Origin of the sequence: Microcystis aeruginosa NIES-2549, from assembly GCF_000981785.2 — a bacterium.
Lineage (GTDB): Bacteria > Cyanobacteriota > Cyanobacteriia > Cyanobacteriales > Microcystaceae > Microcystis > Microcystis aeruginosa_C.
In genome coordinates this window covers 652,018-671,353 of the sequence record NZ_CP011304.1, presented here as the reverse complement: position 1 = coordinate 671,353, position 19,336 = coordinate 652,018, and the positions used below count along the sequence as shown (strand labels likewise).

The window sequence follows — 19,336 nt, the reverse complement described above, 5'->3', positions numbered from 1 at the left end:
GATTTGCGTTGAAGCACTTTTTAGCATTTCCACACTTCGACTAAGCTCAGTGTACACTTCGCTCAAGGCTAGTCTAGGCCCAAAAGGGGAGATAACGAGCATAACGAGTTGATTTAGATTCAGATTCGTCAAGTTTAATCAGTCCTGCTTCTTTAGTTGCCCCAATCACTTGAGAAACAGTATTGTTTTTTGATTCATTTAAACAAAAGCGATTTCGTAAGGTTTGGTTAGACATCCGTTGATTATCGACATAGAGGAGACAACAGTGCTGATAACAAGCGCGAATACGGTCAGATTGACTCATTTTGCCAAAATCCTGATGAGCGAATAGGATAGAAGTTGTTCGGATCTCACCTACTCTAAAATCTGGTGCGGGAAGTTGAAATTTCTCGGCAGCGGAAATAACTTTATCAATACCACTGCCCTTTTCTTCACAAATGCCAAAACGACGCATTATGTCAGCTAATTGCTCATTACGGGAGCGATATTCGTCTATAAAGCGTTCTACTTTGATAAAAGGAATACCAGGGTTAGAGATTTCTACTCGATCATCATACATTTCAATCATCACCGAAGCGCCTGTAGCGAGAAAGTCCTGATGAATCAAAGCATTGGCGATCAGTTCTCGCAAAGCTTGTGGAGGAAACATTTTCACTTCTTCCCTAAGAACCTCCTCGATGACGCGATTTTGAGGGGCTAAATCGTGGACAAAATTAACTAAACCATCAAAACCCACAGCATATCCCTTAGTTCCTGTCTGTTCCAGTCGAGTTTTAATTTTACCTGTTCCCTCATAGATAATCACTCGTGGTGCTTTACGCGCTAAGGTAGGGGAAAAGCTCTCAAGTTGTCTGGCCAGAAGGATGGCAGATAAATTAGGAATTGTCCAACCTTTTGATGTTTTGTCAAGGAGTTGATCGCTTTGTAATCTTTCTAAAACAGCATCACGATGGCTAGGATAGGGAAGCTTGAGCAATTTAAAGTAGGTTTGGGTGTCGAGTAGGTCAATAACCTCATCTGGACTGGCATGAGAGCGAGCGGATTGACAAAACCAATCTTGTTGATCTTCAGCAAAGATGAGCTTAAGCCGATCAGGTGTCATGAATACTAAGTCTTCCCCTGCTCGCATTAGATAAGCACCTTCAAAGGCGATAGGTTGTCCTGTGGGACGGGTTGGCACTTCAAAAACCAAGACACGACCATCAGGGTGGGCCAATTCGGTGATTTCCACGCGCAAGCGAAGTTTTTGAACGATTAGCGATTTAATGCTGTTAATTTCTTCGGGTGTAGGAAAGGCTTGTGAACCAACAATTTTACGGGGACGTTTATCGGTAACACCTAAGATAAAATGGCCACCTCCTTCATTAGCAAGGGCGACGCAATATTTTAACAGTTTGATTGTATCAAATTGATTTTTAGCCTGTTTAAATTCTAGTCGCTCATTTTCCACTGGAGCATTTAACCAACCTTCTAGGGTCTCTAGGTTTATCATGCAGTAATCTCCTTCTGGGTGGGAATTTACGTTTGGGGGGGAACAGTGCAGGTTATACTGATTCCTAAGATGAGAGCAGTTCTATTTTCTCGCAAATTCTGTTCTTATTGGCTGGTGAAGCTATTTGTCCTCTACTAAGAAGAAAAATCAATGGTTATTATCGAGATTACCAATGTGGAAGAAATATTAAGCGCAAAAATTGGCTCTTTTGCCGCTAAAATCGTCCAAGCTCTAGCAGATGATGAGGGGAAAGTGGAAGAGGTTCTCATCAAAGAATTACAAGCTAATTTTCAGGAAAGGGGGATTAAAGCTAATCTGTTTAGCGTCACTGGGTTAGATATGCTCGGCAATGGCAGGCTAGAAGTTAACGTTAATGTTCGTTCTGCTAATATGATGTCCTAAGATAAAATCGCCAATGGTTGGGTTAAATATAGTTAAACCCAACCTTATTTTGGTAGTTACCGTCAAAAGCAATGGCAGCGAAGATCGAGGTTATAATAAACCAACAAAATGTAACGGTCCTTGACCGGTAATTAATTCGATAATAATTGCCAGAAAACCGATCATCGCTAATCGACCATTCCACACCTCGGCTGCCGTTGTCATTCCCCATTCCCAACGTTCCTGGGGATACATTTTCATATTCGCTTTCGGATGGGTAATTTGCTCGAAAGTGGTGGGGTTTTCCTCTAGGGATTTGACCACTAACTGGGAGAGAGATTCGATAAACATCGGGTGAGTGTTAAGAGCCGGTACTCGCTGAAAATGTTCAATTCCCGCTTCTTCCGCCACTTCTCGGTACTCTATATCGATTTCTTGCAGGGTTTCGATGTGTTCCGAGACAAAGCTAATCGGCACGACCAATAAATTCTTAATTCCCTGCTCTCCCAACCCTTTTAAAGCATCTTCAGTATAGGGTTTTAGCCATTCCACCGGACCGACGCGACTTTGATAGGCTAAAGTGTACTGATTGGGTCGGTTGAGCGTACGCATGATCGCCCTAGTGCATTCTTCAATTTCCCTTTGATAGGGATCTCCCGCTTCCTCCACATAACTTTGGGGGACACCATGGGCGCTAAAAAAGATATGTACTTGGTCAGGATTAGGACACTGCTCTAATTCTCGCGCAATCAGATCCGCCATAGCGCTCAGATAGGTGGGATGATCGTACCAAGAGGGGATGAGAGTATATTCCGTCAAACGCAGATAGGGATCCTGCTGCCACATTTCCTCCAGCACACGAAAACTGGAACCACTGGTGCTGATGGAAAATTGGGGATAAAGAGGAAGAATAACTAATTTTTTGATATGATCCCGTTTAATCCGCTCGATCGCTTCTTCGGTGAAGGGATTCCAGTAACGCATCCCGATATAAACGCTCACCTCGCGGCCCATTTCCGCGAGACGTTGTTGCAGTGCCGTGGCCTGTGCTTCCGTAATCTTGAGTAAAGGGGAGCCACCGCCGATCTGACGGTAATTTTCTTGGGATTTACTCGCTCTTAGCGTCGATATTAACCAAGCTAACGGTTTTTGTAATCCTTTGATCGGTAAACGGATGATCTCTGGGTCAGAAAAAAGGTTAAATAGAAAAGGACGCACATCCTCTAACCGCTCCGGCCCACCCAAATTTAATAATAAAACGCCAACGCGACCCATAGTGTTAACAGATAATTTTTAAATTTTCAGATTCTTTACCAAGTTTAACAATATATCGGTGGAACCGTTAAAACAAATTACAGGCTACAGAGAACTTAATCAAATCTTGGAGGTTGATCTTGGCTACAATTTTACGTCCCCTCAGTTATCAATATCAATGGCTTTACGATGGTATCTCCCGTCTGGCTGCCCTAGCGGTGGGTGGGGAGTCTCGTTTTCGGCAATTGGCCCTAGAAGGTTTAAAAATCGCTAAAAATGACCCTATCCTCGATCTCTGTTGTGGTGCAGGTCAAACCACCCGTTATTTAGTCCCCCTATCCGATCGCTGTACCGGTTTAGATGTCTCTCCCCGGGCCCTGGAGCGAGCTAGTTTAGCGGTGCCGCAAGCGCATTATGTGGAGGGATTAGCCGAAAAAATGCCCTTTAATGCTGGAGAATTTGCCCTTGTGCATACTAGCGCCGCTCTCCACGAAATGGAACCAGAGCAGTTACAGGAAATCCTTAAAGAAGTGTATCGAGTTCTCAGACCGGGGGGAATTTTTGCTCTCGTGGATTTTCATCGACCCACTAACCCGCTTTTTTGGCCTTCTTTAGCCCTATTTTTGCAATTATTTGAAACCGATACCGCTTGGCAGTTTATCGATAGGGACCTGATCCGATCTTTACAGGCGATCGGTTTTCGTGATTGTCAACAAAAATTATACGCTGGTGGAAGTTTACAGGTGATTCAAGCGGCCAAGTGAAGGGATGGGCCGGGCAGTATTTTCAGAGGCAGTCGGTCAATTATACTAAATAGGGCAACGGTTTTTTGAGCAAGCTGAGTTCGATCAACTCGCTGCCAGTTATTTTTGAGAAGTTAATGACTAGAGCAAAAATTCTACAACCCGATTTAATTTTAGGGGATACGATTCTCGGTCTCACTCTGGAGATTTTGAGTCAGCATCAGATTAAGGGATTGATTCTCGATGTGGACGATACCCTTGTTCCCCTCCAGGAAACGACGGTTTCTGACGATTTACAGCGTTGGGTCGATTCCTTGCGTCTTTATCTACCGATTTGGTTGGTCAGCAATAATCTGAGTGAAAATCGCATCGGTGCGATCGCTGATAATTTACAACTTCCCTACCTTCTCGGTGCGGTGAAACCCTCTCGACGCAAACTCCGGCAAGCGATGGCAGCCATGAGTCTCCCCCCCCAACAAATTGCTATGGTTGGCGATCGCTTGTTTACCGATGTTTTAGCGGGAAATCGTCTGGGAATGTTTACCATTCTGGTGAAACCAATGGTAAATCCCTTGACGGGGGGGGCAGCTTATCCAATCCACGATTTTGAGGTGTGGATATCACAAATTCTCGGCGTTTCCCTCCATCCGCAGCATTACTTCATAAAACCTGACCAATCCTCACAAAAGTAAATATTAAAAAATACTTAAGTATAGAGGTAAATGGCGAAAAGTAGAAAATACTATAGATGATTTGAAATGAGGTCAGCCGAGATAAAGACCTTAACGAAAATATGGCACGGGAATTCCCCACTCTCAGCCTAGCGCAGTGGGGATGCCCCGATTGCCTCCTCTCTGCTTTTCAAAAAACATATACGCTGATCAAAATACGGAGGAAATGATCTGTGTCTTCCGGATCAAAGGCAGCGGTCATGATTTTAGTTTATTTAAAAAAAGTCGAGTTCGTTTTCATCCTTTAGCTACCAGCATAGAAGACAGTAGTTACCAGGGAATATCTCAATATCATAGTAATATTTATACACCGAAAAATAGAAATTCACAGGCTTAGAAAAGTAGTATAACAAGGCTTTAGCCCCAAAAAAAATTATCATTGAACCTATAAACAGTAAACTCAAAATCTTGAAAATATTATCCTGTAAATATCGAAATAGTCGTCTAAGATATGGTTTAATAGTTAACTTGTTAGCGGCTATTTATAATTATGAGTTAGGGATAAGTACAGAGGCTTCTTAAAAGTTGCCAAACATTAATCAAGTCAAGGATAATTTATTCTCAATTTTTATAATTGAGATGGTTTGTGCTGCTTAAATAAAGAGGTTTTGATAACCAAATTAAAGCATCTCTAAAGAGTTTTGAGTTAAAAGTTAAACTTCAAATTTTTATTCAGAACTAATGTACTGATTGGCTATTTTTTGGGGAAAATTAGTTAGTCTATAATTATAACATATAATTAGGGTTTGCGGCAAAAAGTTTTTCGTGGGGGCAGGGTGTGGGGTGTAGGGTGTAGGGTGTAGGGTTTTAGCGATTTTCAGGGGGTCAATTACCTAATTTTCAGGGAAAAAGTGCCTAAACTTCCCCCCGATCACCCCAATGTCTGGCACTTTTTGATGGGAAAAAAGTCTAAAATTCTTATCCAACAAGGTTTTTAGATTTATTCAGCAAGCCCTAATTAATTTGCAAGAGTTCTAGTAAGCTGTACTGAATTTAAACTGCGTATTAAAAATTTTAGTACAAATGCTCAAACTGCCTCTCCCTGCTCCCTGCTCCCCTGCAATCTTAACGAGTAATTTAGATATAGCAGTTTTCATCAGAATGAGGCATGGGCAAGGGGCTTAAACCCTTTGTTGGCAAAACTTGTCGATACCTCAGTAACGTGAAAAGCGCTATAGTCAACAGCTTAATCAGTGAACTGATAACTCGCATCTGATAACTGATAACTGATAACTGATAACTAATTCAAGGCTGACAGCTAAAATAACCGATCATCGAACTAGCTGAAGCATTGATCCCCGTGGTGTGGTACTGTCAATTCAGTGTATTTATCTGCACTGGCTTAAGATTTGTCGCTATTGCCCTCCCCTTCTCCTGTCGCTCTTTTTGAGGCTTTCTATGACCGACATTCCTTTCACCCTAGACCAACTGAGAATTCTCAAAGCGATCGCTGCCGAAGGAAGCTTTAAACGGGCGGCAGATACCCTGTATGTATCCCAACCGGCGGTCAGTCTTCAGGTACAAAACCTCGAAAAACAGCTAAATGTGCCTTTATTTGACCGAGGCGGTCGGAAAGCTCAATTAACAGAAGCGGGACACCTACTCTTAAGCTACGGCGAAAAAATTATCACTCTCTGTCAAGAAACCTGTCGGGCGATCGAAGATCTACAAAATCTGCAAGGGGGAACCCTGATCGTCGGTGCTTCCCAAACCACGGGAACCTATCTTCTTCCGCGCATGATCGGGCTTTTTCGGCAAAAATATCCAGAAGTATCCGTACAGCTACAAGTTCATTCCACCCGTCGCACCTCTTGGAGCGTTGCTAACGGTCAAGTGGATTTAGCCATTATCGGGGGGGAAGTTCCCGCCGAATTACAAGAAACCCTGCGGATTATCCCCTACGCAGAAGATGAACTGGCTTTAGTCCTGCCTATTTTTCATCCTCTGTCTAAGGTAGAAATGATTCAAAAAGAGGATTTATATCGACTAAAATTTATCACCCTCGATTCCCAATCGACGATTCGCAAAGTCATCGACAAGGTTTTAACTCGTTGCGAGATCGATACCAAACGCTTAAAAGTGGAGATGGAACTTAACTCGATCGAGGCGATTAAAAATGCCGTACAATCGGGTTTAGGGGCGGCTTTTGTCTCGGTGACAGCGATCGAAAAAGAACTACAAATGGGAGTTATCCACGCTACCCGAATTAAAGACGTGGAAATACGACGCACTTTGTCGGTAATTATTAACCCGAATCGTTATCGATCAAAAGCTGCCGAAGCTTTTACCCTAGAAATACTACCCCAATTCTCCACCTATCCAGAATATCTGGCTGACGACCACAACTTTGAACCGATTCCTAACTCGCAAACCGCCGAAATTATTAGTAAATAAGTCGATCAAGATGGGCAAAATCTCCCTCGGAACATTGAAGCTATCTCTTAGGAAAATTACTGCCCCGATAAATTACTTTTTTATCGACTTTAATCCAATGGAGACTTTCTAAACGACTTCTAAGATTAGTAATAGTTACTCCCAACTCGTCGGCGATCGCATACAGAAGACCCCATTTGGTCAAGTCACGTCCCTTGATGGCTTTCTCTAACTCACTCATCGGCATTAGTAAACAACTGGCAAAATATTGAGCTTGCCATTCAATTCTTTGGCTAGAATCAACTGTCCGACACAGAAAAGGTTGAATTGTCCCTAAGGAATCTCCCTGATTGATTCGCTCGAAAAAGTTAGAGACGGCCGTTTGATTAATATGAAGAACAAAATGACCAATTTCATGGGCTAAACTCGAATTTTTAAAACCTTCTTTTGCTAGGGATGAATTTTGGGAATCTTTTAAGAATTTTACATCTTCATTGAGAATAATTTTCTTTTCTATGGGAATAATCATTGCGGCGATTTCTCCCTCTTTATCTGGCTTTATATCCGTCCATTCAATAGCCAAATCAAAATGATCGGCCGCTGCTTCCGCAATATCGCAATTTTTTAAGGGACGACGACGATGAGCTTTTACTTTCTTCAGAATATTGTCTGCCTGAGCTTCAATCTCTGTTTTGGGAATAAAACTATAGGGTTTAATAATATCCAAGATATCTACTCCTCTGGTTCTAATTTTGTCGCCTCAGAAATGACTTTTTTAGCAAAATTAGGATTGTCTTTCATGCGACGCAATAAAATCGGCATTTGTTGGTATTTTTGAACTAATTCTTTGAAGACTTTTTGATCATCTGAACTAATTCGTCCCGCCAATTCCCCTAAGGTTTGAGCATTTAATTTTAAATGAGTCGCTAAGGACTCAATAACTTGCTGACTAGGAGGATAACCCGCATGATCATTTTCTAGCTTCGATAGATAGGTATAGTCCACCCCAATCAACTTAGCTAGTTCTCTCTGACTATATTCTTCCTCTCGACGAGCTTTGCGGATAACCTGTCCAAATGTTTCTGACACTGCTTTTCTCTCAATCGCTCAAAAAAAATTATATCAAGGGTTGACTATTTCAGTCAACATAGGCTAGAGTTAGTTTATTGGTGTTGATTATTTTAGTCAACACCAGAGCAAACACTGCCGTGTCATCCTAGCATTATCCTGACCGAGGGGAAAAATTGTGTCCTGTCAGTTTCCCAAAAAGCCTTGGCATCCTCCAATGAGCTATAGTCTTTGGCGATCGCTTAAACCAGCGATTGGCTATGAGAATTGGCATTGTCAGACAAAACGGGGGTTTGAAAAAGCGCGAAACAAAGAACCAGAAGTTCAAAGATTACTATCGCAAGATAATCAGTCGCAAAAAATTGGTAAGTTGGCACAACGAGGAGTTTTTGAGTTTCATCAAGAGCCGGCGAGATTATCCGGTTCTGATGGGGTGGAACAAGTGGCAGAAATCCTGCAATTAAATCAAGAATCTCCAGAAATTCAAGCCAGGGTTTTAGTAATTTTAAACAATTACTATCAACAACCAATTTTATTGAATAAAGAGATTATTAATTTATCTAGAGGCGATGAAGGTTATCCAGAACCTATTGTTATCGAGCAGGGTAACTATCGGTTTAATTTGTCCGCTGCCTTTGATTGTATTTTTAGAGAAGCTGATGACACTATACATATTTTAGATTTGAAAACTGGTCAATCTAATTTTGATCGTCGTCAGGCTCATGTTTATTTACTGGCGGCTAGTTACCTTTATCCTCAGGAAAAAATTGTCGCTTCTTTTTACAATTTAGAAACCCAAACAAGCTCAGAAAATATCTCCCTGTCTTCCGAGGCAATAGAAGCAGTTAAAATCGAACTAGCTTTCCTGTCCAAAAAACATCAGCAACAACTAAAAAAATATAAAAATCACCCCGAAGATTTTTATCATATTTTCCCGCCCCAAAGTGGCTATGCCTGTCGTTATTGTCCTTTTACATCGATTTGTGATTATGCAAATAAGGAGGTTTAGATCATGAATTACACAGTAGCTAACACAGCCAACTCTCCAATATTTTTGAGTGAAATTAGTTCCTTAACTCTCAACAATAGTTGTTTGAATTGTTTTAAGTTTAATCATCAAGTTACTAAAAAAATAGGCAATCGTTTTAGTTGGCAATTCAGTCATAAGTTTCCTGCTGTGGTGGTTATTTTTGAAGATAATTGTTTTTGGGTATTAGCTAAAGATGAAAAATCTATTCCTTCTCTACAACAGTGGAAAGAAGCTTTATCAGATATTCAAGAGGTTTTACGAGAAGATATTGGCGATCACTATTATTCTATTCATTGGCTAAAAGACTTTCAGATAACAGCTTTAGTTACAGCACAATTAGCAGTTAGAATTCTGAAAATATTTGGTAAATTTTCCTATCCAATAGTTTTTCCTAAAGATAGTGAGATAAGTGAAAACCAAGTACAGGTAAGGAGAGAAGTTGATTTTTGGGCAGAAATCATCAATGACACCGATCCGGCTATTTGTTTAACTGTTGACAGTAGTATTGTCTATAGTGGAGATTTAGAACAATTTTATGAAAATCACCCCTATAGACAAGATGCTGCTAAATTATTAGTAGGTTTAAAGGTTAAAACTATAGAAACTAATGGGACAGCTAAAATTATTAGAATAGCGGGTACAATTGGGGAAAAAAGAGAGTATCTATTAACAAAAGCTACGGGTTCAATTAGTCGAAGAAAATTAGAAGAAGCTCATCGGGATCAACCAGTAGTTGCGGTACAATTTGGAAAAAATCCCCAGGATTATATTTATCCATTGGCAGCTTTAAAACCCTGTATGACAGATAAGGATGAGAGTTTTTTTCAAGTTAATTACGGAGACTTATTAAAGAAAACAAAAATTTTCTATGCTGAACGACAAAAACTATTAAAGTTGTATAAACAGGAAGCACAAAAGACTTTGAATAACTTTGGTTTTCAGTTAAGAGAAAGAAGTATTAACAGCCAAGAATACCCCGAAGTCTTTTGGACTCCTTCTATTTCTCTTGAGCAAACTCCCATCTTATTTGGTAAGGGAGAAAGGGGAGAAAAAAGAGAAACTCTCAAAGGATTATCGAAGGGTGGTGTATATAAACGTCATCGAGAATATGAGGATCCTGCTCGTAAAATTCGTTTAGCTATTCTCAAACCAGATAGTTTTAAAGTAGGAGATTTTAGAGAACAATTAGAAAAGCGATTAGAACTTTATAAATTTGAGACTATTTTGCCACCAGAGAATCAAATAAATTTTTCTGTCGAAGGTGTAGGATCCGAAAAAAGAGCTAGACTGGAAGAAGCAGTTGATCAATTAATTCGAGGAGAAATTCCTGTAGATATTGCCTTAGTATTTCTTCCCCAGTCTGATCGCAATGCGGATAATACTGAAGAAGGGAGTTTATATTCCTGGATTAAAAAAAAGTTTCTGGATCGTGGAGTTATAACTCAAATGATTTATGAGAAAACTTTAAATAATAAGAGCAACTATAATAATATTCTCCATCAAGTTGTCCCAGGGATCCTAGCCAAATTAGGAAATTTACCCTATGTCCTTGCTGAACCTCTAGAAATTGCCGATTATTTTATTGGTTTAGATGTGGGAAGGATGCCTAAAAAAAATCTGCCGGGGAGTCTCAATGTTTGTGCAAGTGTGCGACTATATGGCAAACAGGGAGAATTTGTTCGCTGTCGGGTAGAAGATAGTTTAACCGAGGGAGAAGAAATTCCTCAACGGATTCTGGAAAATTGTTTACCGCAAGCTGAACTAAAAAATCAGACAGTTCTCATTTACAGAGATGGTAAATTTCAAGGAAAGGAGGTTGAAAATTTACTGGCAAGAGCTAGAGCAATTAATGCTAAATTTATTCTCGTAGAATGTTATAAGACTGGCATTCCTAGACTTTATAATCTTCAGCAAAAACAGATAAATGCTCCCTCCAAAGGATTAGCTTTAGCTTTATCAAATCGGGAAGTTATCCTGATAACGTCCCAAGTTTCTGAAAAAATTGGTGTTCCTCGTCCCTTGCGCTTAAAAGTTCATGAATTAGGAGAGCAAGTAAATTTAAAACAGTTAGTTGACACCACGTTAAAATTAACTTTACTTCACTATGGTTCTCTCAAAGATCCCCGTTTACCTATCCCTTTGTATGGAGCGGATATTATTGCTTATCGACGCTTACAAGGAATTTATCCTAGTTTATTAGAAGATGATTGTCAATTCTGGCTTTAGAGAGAAAAATTATGTAAGTAGTCGTGCAAAATAAATTTTCTAGTGAAGATAGGCACAAGGCAAGAGGCACAAGGCAAAAGCTTTATTTTGCTTAGGTACTTAGTAATTCCCATAGCAATCTACACCATCTAAGTAGGTGGGTGGAATTAAATATAAAATGAACGTAGGTTGGGTTGAAGCATGAAACCCAACGCCCGATTATGTTACGCTACCGCTAACCCATCCTACAAATAATTGTGCCTACCTACTTAGATGAATTAGTCAGTGATTTAGTTAACCAAATTAGTTGACTGACGGCAGAAAATCGAGTGTTCAAAGAAGGACTTACACCGAGAAAATTGATGTTGACAAGCCGAAAATTTATCTCTAGGTTAAATTACACAACTTGTTTTTCTGGGGGAGCAAGCTTTAGATTTTTTTCTTATTTCTTTGAGCGAAAAATGTCTATCATCAAAGGCGATATTATCCCGCCAATTTATGATACCAGCGATCGGTCAAAATCATCCCCAATCTGGTAATTATGCCCCCCTAGATAGCCATCTCTGGGCCGATGCCACCTATCCCCTCGGGGCGCATTATCGGGGCGATAGTGTCACCTTTGCCGTCTATTCTAGAAATGCCAGTCAGATTCTTCTGGAAATCTACGATCGCCCGACGGGAGAAAACGCTAAGTATGATTACTGGTTGACAAAAAACCGAAATGATGATATATGGCGGGCAAAAATCGCCGGTATTGCCCAGGGCAGCTACTACGCTTTTCGCTGTTGGGGTCCCAATTGGCAATTTGATCAAAAATGGCAAAGAGGCCACAGTAACGCTGGTTTTCGGGCAGATGTGGACGATTTCGGCCATCGTTTTAACCCCAATAAAGTCCTCTTCGATCCCTACGCGCGAGAACTTTCCCACGACCTTGAAACCCCGGCCATGATCGCGGCCGGAGAAAATGCGGGAATGTATGCCACGGGAGAAGGGGACTACAAAGGAGTGATCCGGCGGCAATACGATACGGGTAAATGGTCGCCCAAAGGCATTGTGATCGCACCGGATGGAACTTCCACCGGGATTCGTCCCCGTCTGGGTGCGGAAAAAGCGATCATTTATGAGGCCCATGTGCGCGGTTTAAGCAATCACCCCTCCGCTAGTCGTTTAGAAGATATTCTCAAGGGAATTAGGGGTTTTGAGGAAGTGGCCAACGTTCCCGACCAGTACAGAGGAACTTATGCAGGAGCCGGCTATATGGCCAAATACCTGAAAGCGCTGGGATTTACCACGATCGAACTCTTACCAGTCCAGGAAACCGCTAACGATAATAACCCCGACGATCGCCCCAGCGGTAACTATTGGGGTTACATGACCTTTGGTTATTTCGCCCCCGATCGCCGTTATGCTTATGATCGCTCCCCCGGGGGACCCACCAGAGAATTTAAGGCCATGGTCAAAGCTTTCCACGACCAAGGCATGGAAGTTTATCTCGATGTGGTCTATAATCACACCGGAGAAGGGGGCAATTGGGGCAGCAACGATGTCACCGGATTTGTTAGTTTTGGTGGTTTTGATGTGGTGGAATACTATCAACTCACCGATGAACATTATCTAGTCGATGGGGCCACCGGCTGCGGAAATCAATTAAACTTTTCCCATATTGTCACCTGTAATCTGGTTCTTGATTCCCTCACCTATTGGTTAGAAACCATGGCAGTTGATGGTTTTCGTTTTGATCTGGCCCCCGTCCTCGGCCGAACTCCTTCTAGTCATCAACGAGAAGATCGGGGCAAACAAAAACAATTCTTCCCTAAACATACTTTGTTAGAAAAGATCGAGAAATTAGGCAAGAAATACGATGCCGAAATGATCGCCGAAGCTTGGGATAGCTGGGGTTACGAAGTGGGGAATTTCCCGACGGGTTGGGGAGAATGGAATGGCCGTTATCGCGATGCAATTCGGCGTTTTTTAAAGGGAGATGGTAATACTTTTAAATTCATCGAACAGGTGAACGGAGATTATCACAATTTTAACGACCAAGGCGGACCACAAAAATCGATCGATTTTATTGTTGCCCACGATGGTTTTACCCTGATGGATTTGGTCAGTTATAACCATAAAAATAACCTCACTCCCTGGCCCTTTGGTCCTTCCGATGGCGGCAATAATAATAACGATTCTTGGGATTCTGGGGGCGATCAGGCCTTACGTCGCCAAAGATTACGCAACTTTTGGACGATTCAATTTTTGTCTCGCGGTGTGCCGATGACTGTCTGGGGCGATGAATTTGGCCGCAGCCAAAATGGTAATAATAATCCCTACAATATTGATAGTGTGGCCACTTGGAATAATTATGATATGATTGCCACCCGTTCACCCCATCTACTGCCCACGGGTTATCGGGAAGCTTATCACAATAATTTTGGCACGGGAACTAATCAAGAAGAACGCAATCCTTTATTTATTTTTGCCGCTTATATTGCTCACTTAAGAAACAATCATATAGCACTTAAACAGTGCCGCTACGGCGATCTGGTTCTCGATGCGGGTAATGATGTCACCTATTTATTTAAGAAACCCGATGGGGTTAGCGATTTAACTGCCGATGATCGCTGTATTTGGTTTTTAATTGATGGTAGTGCCGTCGGTGATCACGATTTTTTGGTGTTAATTAATATGTATCATCTGCCGGTGGATTTTCGTCTTCCCTCCCCATCCAATAATTATCGTTGGGTAAGAATTATTGACACGGCCGCTTGGGCGGAAACCGATTATAATTGTTGGTCTGTGGATCAAGGGACAGTAATTGCCGATAACTATAAAGTCAATGGTTTTTCGATCGTGGTTTGCGAGGAGATTAACTGAACTACCCACACCGATATCGGTGGTAATTTGGGGACCGATCGGGCAGCTGGCTAATATTGAGATCGAGATCGATCCTATGCCGATTTCTGCTATATTTTTGGCAATAGGGAAATATTGACCCCGGCTGCATCTTATGTTTTGCAACCCGAACTTAGCCCAAAATTGCCGTTAAATGTCTAAAACTAAAAGTAGTGTTATTATCCTAACCGTAATTTGTATTATCGCCACGGCGATCGGAGTTTATCTGCTCGGTGGTATCGACTCCCAACAATTACAGATCTGGTTAAAACAAATGGGAATTATGGCCCCCATTTTGTATATTATTCTCTATACGATCGGGACAATTTTAATCCTGCCTTCTACCCCCTTAAACCTCAGTGGTGGGGCGATCTTTGGGGTAGTTATGGGAACAGTTTGGACAACGATCGCCGCTTTGGTGGCCGCTATAGTTGCCTTTGCTTTTACCCGTACTATCGGCCGGGAATATACCGCCAAAAAATTTCAGGGAAAATGGCAAGCGATCGATGCAGAAATGCAGCAAGGCGGCCTATTTTATATGTTTGCTATCCGTCTATTACCGATTATTCCCTACGGTATCGTTAACTTTGTTGCGGGATTAACTTCTATCCGTTTTCGCGATTATTTCATCGGTACTTTATTAGGCACTGTCCCCGGAATTTTACCCTTTGTTATGATGGGTGCGGGCTTGAAATCTTTAGGAAAAGGCGATATATTGCCCCTGATGGTGGCTTTTACCCTTATTGCTCTGTTAGTAGGTGTGGGAACTTGGTATCGTCGTCGTCGGCAATTTCCCTTTCAGTGATCAGCGATAAAATTAAGTTAGATTAGGAATATCCCGACTGAATCCTCATTGCTAAGGAGATAGCGTATCGATGCCTGCCGCAGATTATAAAGATTATTATGCCGTTCTGGGAGTAGGTAAAACTGCCAGCGCCGAAGAAATTAAAAAAGCTTTTCGCAAATTAGCCGTCAAATATCACCCCGATCGCAATCCTAACAATAAAAGTGCCGAAGAACGTTTTAAAGAAATTAGCGAAGCTTACGAAGTCCTCTCCGATAGCGAAAAACGCCAAAAATACGATCAATTTGGACAATATTGGCAACAGGCCGGGCGATCAAATTGGCCGGGTGGTAATCCGGGGGTTGACTTCGGTTCGGACGGTTTTGACTTTAGCCAGTACAGCACCTTTGATGATTTTATCAACGAACTACTCGGTCGCATGGGTCGCCCCGGCGGTACTCGCCCCCGTTCCCATTCCTACGGGACTCCGGGGGGAGGATTTAGCGATTTTAGCAATTTTAACGACTTTGCCGGCTCTCGTACTCCACCGCAATCCGTCACTTCTGGCATCTCCACCGCTAAACTGCGTCTGAGTTTTGGGGAAGCTTTACGAGGAGTACAAAAACGGGTTAATTTAGCCGGAGAAATGATCGATATCAAAATCCCCCCAGGAACCAAAACCGGTAATCGTCTCCGGGTACGGGGTAAAGGACTAATCGATCCCTTGAGTAAACAACGGGGAGATCTATTTCTCGATGTGGAATTAGAACCCCATCCTTTCTTTACTTTTGAAGGCGATAATTTAACCTGTGAAGTCCCGATTACCCCCGATGAGGCGGTTTTAGGCACAGCGATCGAAGTTCCTACCCCCGATGGCCTGGTGACGGTAAAAGTTCCCGCCGGTATTCGTTCCGGCCAATCCCTGCGCTTACGCGGCAAAGGTTGGATCGATAATAAAGGACAACGCGGCGATCAATTAGTCAAAATTGTCATCGATACTCCCAAAGAATTAACGGCGATCGAACGGGAATTATACGAGAAAATTAAATCTCAGCGTAGCACCGATCCCCGTCGTCATCTCAGACAGGTACAAATTTAGTCCCTATATCTTAATAGTGAGGTACGAAGTCTTCGTTTTGGGGAGTCAGGAGACAGGATCAGACTAGCTTATACTTCATCTTGATGAGAAACGCTATATCAGTTATCAGTTATCAGTTATCAGTTATCAGTGGTTAGTGATTGGTCACTGTTTACTGTTTACCGCCTCTGGGGTTTATAAGTAGTTAACCTGAGTTCGGGATAAGCTAAAACCCTAATTTTCTCGTTCGCTGTAAACCCTATTCTTTTGTGGAATGAGTAAGAAAATAGCCTTAACTGGAACTGAGGTTAGTTAGGTGTTAAAAATTGTCAGTTCCCCCCTTATTGCTTTTATGCTTTTGGTTTTAGGTCTCTTTGATTGTAACTAATTATAAATATTGCTTGACATTTAAGGGCTAAATCTATCAAAAAATTATCATCTTTATCTTTGGCTAATGGTCGCCACTTATAAAATATTTCATGATGGTTGGCTAGGTGGCAAATTCCATTAATAATGTTATCTATATCTTCATATCAGTTATCAGTTATCAGTGGTTAGTGATTGGTCACTGTTTACTGTTTACCGCCTCTGGGGTTTATAAGTAGTTAACCTGAGTTCGGGATAAGCTAAAACCCTAATTTTCTCGTTCGCTGTAAACCCTATTCTTTTGTGGAATGAGTAAGAAAATAGCCTTAACCCGAACTGAGGTTAAGATAGCGTTATCCCGAACTCAGGTTAAAATAAGCCGCCCGCAGCAACCCCAAACCTAGGGCGACGGTTCCCTGGGCTGCTAATTTCTCTCGATCAAGTCCTGGTCCGGCGTTGATCAAAATCACCATTACGGCGATCATCGGCCCAAATAACCACCTGTTCAGCAAAATCCCAGCTACAATTTCTAGCATGGGGTCACGTTTAAGGGAACTGTTGACAAATAGGACAAAATCAAGCCACTACAGTGGCACCCCTGAGATAATCTTCTAGTTGGCGATCATTGTCGTGACTGAGATTGCCTAGAGGTAAAGTTTCGACGCTAAAAGCTCTCACCTCGCTAACTTCTAATGTATCTTTGATCTGAAAATTCCCTGCGGCCGTCACTTCAATTAACACCGAAATGGAGTGAATGCGCGGATCACGCTCAAAAGAGGAATAAACCCCGACTAAACGCCCTAAACTGACTAAATTTAATCCTGTTTCCTCTTTTAATTCCCTTTGAGCAGTATTAAAAATATCTTCCCCCCAATCGACCATTCCCCCCGGTAGGGCCCATTTGCCGGTGTCTCTGCGTCTGATTAAAACAATTCTACCGTCAGCAAGCCGGGGAATTATTGTCACCCCAGTTACAGGATGACGAAAGATAATTCCCATCACACTTTTAATAAAATGCCAAACACGACCCATATATAAAGCTAAAAAGTAAAAAAAGGGGACGGGATTGCTGGAGTTAGGACTTTTGCCTATTGCCTATTGCCTAACACCTATCCCCCAACCCCCAACAATATCAATCATGATTGAGAATGGCTTTAGCCTGAATTAAAGCCGATCGCACTTGTTCAAAACCTGTGCCACCATAGCTATTACGGGCCGCTACCACCTGACGAGGAGCGATCGCGTCGTAGATATCGGCCTCAAAAGCTGGATGTAATTCTTGCCATTCAGTCAGGGTTAAATCTTTTAATAACTTACCCGCTGCCAAACTGCTTTTAACGACTTTCCCGACTAAATTATAAGCTTCTCGGAAGGGAATCCCCTTACTGGCTAAATAATCCGCCACATCCGTCGCATTAGAAAAATCTTCCGCCACCGCGTTAGCTAATCGGTCGGTTTTAAATTGAATCCCGGTGGCTAAAAGTACCGTCATCGCTTGCAAACAAATCCGCACGGTTTTAACGCCATCAAATAAGGCTTCCTTGTCCTCCTGCAAGTCTTTGTTATAGGCCAGGGGTAAACCTTTCATTAAGGTCAATAACGCCTGTAAATGCCCAAAAACCCGCCCTGTTTTGCCGCGCACCAATTCGGGAACATCGGGATTTTTTTTCTGGGGCATAATGCTAGATCCCGTGGCACAACTATCGGTGAGAGTGATAAAACTAAATTCTTGGGAAGACCAGAGAATCATTTCTTCGCTCAAACGGCTCAGGTGGACCATAATCAGACTAGCGGCTGTCATAAATTCAATGGCAAAATCTCGATCGCTGACTCCATCGAGACTATTGTTATACACCTGCTCAAAATCGAGTAAATTGGCGCTGTAATGACGATCGATCGGAAAAGTCGTCCCCGCTAAGGCCCCGCATCCTAGGGGCGAAATATTAGTCCTAGCGCGAATTTCCCCCAATCTTTGGTGATCCCGTTCGGCCATTTGAAAATAAGCGAGGAGATGATGGGCTAAACTAATCGGTTGAGCGCGCTGTAGGTGGGTATAACCGGGGATCAGGGTTTCCAGATGGTTTTCAGCGTGATTAACTAAAGCTTGCTGAAAATTGCGAATTTCTTGCCTAATATCATCGATTTGTTGTCTAAGATACAGACGAATATCCGTTCCTACCTGATCGTTTCGCGAACGGGCCGTGTGCAGTTTTTTGCCCACATCTCCCACGATCTCGGTTAAACGACGTTCTACGGCAAAATGCACGTCCTCTTGATCGATGCCGGGGTTAAAGTTGCCGGTGCGGTATTCTTGACGAATTTGTTCCAATCCAGAGACGAGACTATCAGCTTCTTCGGGGCTGATAATACCCGTATAGGCGAGCATTTTAGCGTGAGCGATCGATCCGGTGAGATCATACTCGATTAATTCGATATCAAAGCCAATACTGGCATTAAATTCTACGATCGTAGGATGGAGACTACCTTCAAAGCGATCGCTCCAAGTTTTCTTTGCTGTCACTGTTTTCGTCAGATGATTGTGGATAAAGTTAACCAAAATATGCTAGGCAATTTTTAGGGATAATCTGGTGCTGATAGCATTACCGCTTCAGGTTAGAAAAATCTCCAACTCTACAAACATAAGAATAGCAAGAATTGCTCACTCTGGCTGAATGCCGATAGGCGAAAAGCTAATAAGAAGTAAAACCTCGAAACATATAACCGACAATCAAACCGATTAATAGGTCCCATGCTTGCCCACTGTTGAGGAAATTTGAGAAGGATTTCTGGAAATTCTCGATGATATCCACGTCTTGCTCCGAAATAGTCATCAAGACATTGGTAAGGGGGGAAAAGTCGATCGAGACGGATAGATGATGGAAGGTGTCGATCACGATGGCATTCCTCAAAAACGAAAATCTACAGAACAAGTTAACATGAAAACG

General features: G+C 42.1%; 17 protein-coding genes and 1 pseudogene. 10 read left to right on the top strand and 8 right to left on the bottom strand.

Annotation, left to right across the window (positions count from 1 at the left end):
* Positions 1-73: 73 nt before the first annotated feature.
* Positions 74-1,492, bottom strand: coding sequence for an ATP-binding protein (locus myaer_RS03255; RefSeq protein WP_046660935.1), 1,419 nt, complete (start codon positions 1,490-1,492; stop codon positions 74-76).
* Positions 1,493-1,642: 150 nt separating this feature from the next.
* Between myaer_RS03255 and myaer_RS03250 the strand changes: the two genes are divergently transcribed.
* Complete coding sequence (locus tag myaer_RS03250; RefSeq protein ID WP_002739055.1) at positions 1,643-1,894, top strand: hypothetical protein; 252 nt, start codon at positions 1,643-1,645, stop codon at positions 1,892-1,894.
* A 90-nt stretch (positions 1,895-1,984) separates the two neighbouring features.
* On the opposite strand, the gene hemH is transcribed toward myaer_RS03250, so the two are convergent.
* A complete protein-coding gene (hemH, locus tag myaer_RS03245) occupies positions 1,985-3,148 on the bottom strand; it encodes a ferrochelatase (protein WP_046660934.1) in 1,164 nt (387 codons plus the stop codon).
* A 119-nt stretch (positions 3,149-3,267) separates the two neighbouring features.
* Between hemH and myaer_RS03240 the strand changes: the two genes are divergently transcribed.
* The 4 genes and pseudogenes from myaer_RS03240 to myaer_RS03225 all read left to right on the top strand — a co-directional run bounded on the left by myaer_RS03240 (position 3,268) and on the right by myaer_RS03225 (position 6,995).
* Positions 3,268-3,891 (top strand): class I SAM-dependent methyltransferase, encoded by a 624-nt coding sequence (locus myaer_RS03240; protein ID WP_046660933.1) that lies wholly within the window; start codon positions 3,268-3,270, stop codon positions 3,889-3,891.
* Positions 3,892-4,007: 116 nt separating this feature from the next.
* Positions 4,008-4,562 (top strand): YqeG family HAD IIIA-type phosphatase, encoded by a 555-nt coding sequence (locus tag myaer_RS03235; RefSeq protein WP_002747783.1) that lies wholly within the window; start codon positions 4,008-4,010, stop codon positions 4,560-4,562.
* A gap of 178 nt (positions 4,563-4,740) precedes the next feature.
* Positions 4,741-5,123, top strand: a pseudogene (locus myaer_RS03230) (transposase family protein); the annotation flags it as partial.
* 876 nt (positions 5,124-5,999) lie between these two features.
* Positions 6,000-6,995: a LysR family transcriptional regulator gene (locus tag myaer_RS03225; RefSeq protein ID WP_002801237.1), complete on the top strand. Its 996-nt coding sequence runs from the start codon at positions 6,000-6,002 to the stop codon at positions 6,993-6,995.
* Between the two features lie 40 nt (positions 6,996-7,035).
* Here myaer_RS03225 and myaer_RS03220 read toward each other — a convergent pair whose 3' ends face one another.
* Positions 7,036-7,701 (bottom strand): ImmA/IrrE family metallo-endopeptidase, encoded by a 666-nt coding sequence (locus myaer_RS03220; RefSeq protein ID WP_046660932.1) that lies wholly within the window; start codon positions 7,699-7,701, stop codon positions 7,036-7,038.
* A 5-nt stretch (positions 7,702-7,706) separates the two neighbouring features.
* On the bottom strand, positions 7,707-8,063 hold the full coding sequence (locus myaer_RS03215; protein WP_046660931.1) for a helix-turn-helix domain-containing protein: 357 nt from the start codon (positions 8,061-8,063) through the stop codon (positions 7,707-7,709).
* A gap of 196 nt (positions 8,064-8,259) precedes the next feature.
* On the opposite strand from myaer_RS03215, the gene myaer_RS03210 reads away from it, so the two are divergent.
* From myaer_RS03210 to myaer_RS03190, 5 genes are all read left to right on the top strand, one after another.
* Complete coding sequence (locus myaer_RS03210) at positions 8,260-9,051, top strand: PD-(D/E)XK nuclease family protein (protein ID WP_046663590.1); 792 nt, start codon at positions 8,260-8,262, stop codon at positions 9,049-9,051.
* A gap of 3 nt (positions 9,052-9,054) precedes the next feature.
* The gene (locus tag myaer_RS03205; RefSeq protein ID WP_046660930.1) at positions 9,055-11,298 is read left to right on the top strand and encodes a Piwi domain-containing protein; all 2,244 of its coding nucleotides are present in this window, start codon (positions 9,055-9,057) and stop codon (positions 11,296-11,298) included.
* Between the two features lie 477 nt (positions 11,299-11,775).
* Positions 11,776-14,145 (top strand): glycogen debranching protein, encoded by a 2,370-nt coding sequence (locus tag myaer_RS03200; RefSeq protein WP_046660929.1) that lies wholly within the window; start codon positions 11,776-11,778, stop codon positions 14,143-14,145.
* A gap of 172 nt (positions 14,146-14,317) precedes the next feature.
* Entirely contained in the window at positions 14,318-14,968 is a 651-nt protein-coding gene (locus tag myaer_RS03195; protein ID WP_002801244.1) for a TVP38/TMEM64 family protein, read from the top strand.
* Between the two features lie 70 nt (positions 14,969-15,038).
* A complete protein-coding gene (locus myaer_RS03190; protein WP_046660928.1) occupies positions 15,039-16,046 on the top strand; it encodes a DnaJ C-terminal domain-containing protein in 1,008 nt (335 codons plus the stop codon).
* A 698-nt stretch (positions 16,047-16,744) separates the two neighbouring features.
* On the opposite strand, the gene myaer_RS03180 is transcribed toward myaer_RS03190, so the two are convergent.
* The 4 genes from myaer_RS03180 to myaer_RS03165 all read right to left on the bottom strand — a co-directional run bounded on the left by myaer_RS03180 (position 16,745) and on the right by myaer_RS03165 (position 19,285).
* Positions 16,745-16,927 carry a hypothetical protein gene (locus tag myaer_RS03180; RefSeq protein ID WP_103672887.1) on the bottom strand — a complete coding sequence of 61 codons (183 nt, stop codon included), beginning with the start codon at positions 16,925-16,927 and terminating at the stop codon, positions 16,745-16,747.
* A gap of 40 nt (positions 16,928-16,967) precedes the next feature.
* Positions 16,968-17,423 carry an NUDIX hydrolase gene (locus myaer_RS03175; protein WP_046660927.1) on the bottom strand — a complete coding sequence of 152 codons (456 nt, stop codon included), beginning with the start codon at positions 17,421-17,423 and terminating at the stop codon, positions 16,968-16,970.
* A gap of 100 nt (positions 17,424-17,523) precedes the next feature.
* On the bottom strand, positions 17,524-18,912 hold the full coding sequence (gene argH, locus myaer_RS03170) for an argininosuccinate lyase (RefSeq protein WP_046660926.1): 1,389 nt from the start codon (positions 18,910-18,912) through the stop codon (positions 17,524-17,526).
* Between the two features lie 169 nt (positions 18,913-19,081).
* Positions 19,082-19,285, bottom strand: a complete 204-nt coding sequence (locus myaer_RS03165; RefSeq protein ID WP_080949707.1) for a hypothetical protein — start codon at positions 19,283-19,285, stop codon at positions 19,082-19,084.
* Between the last annotated feature and the right edge of the window lie 51 nt (positions 19,286-19,336).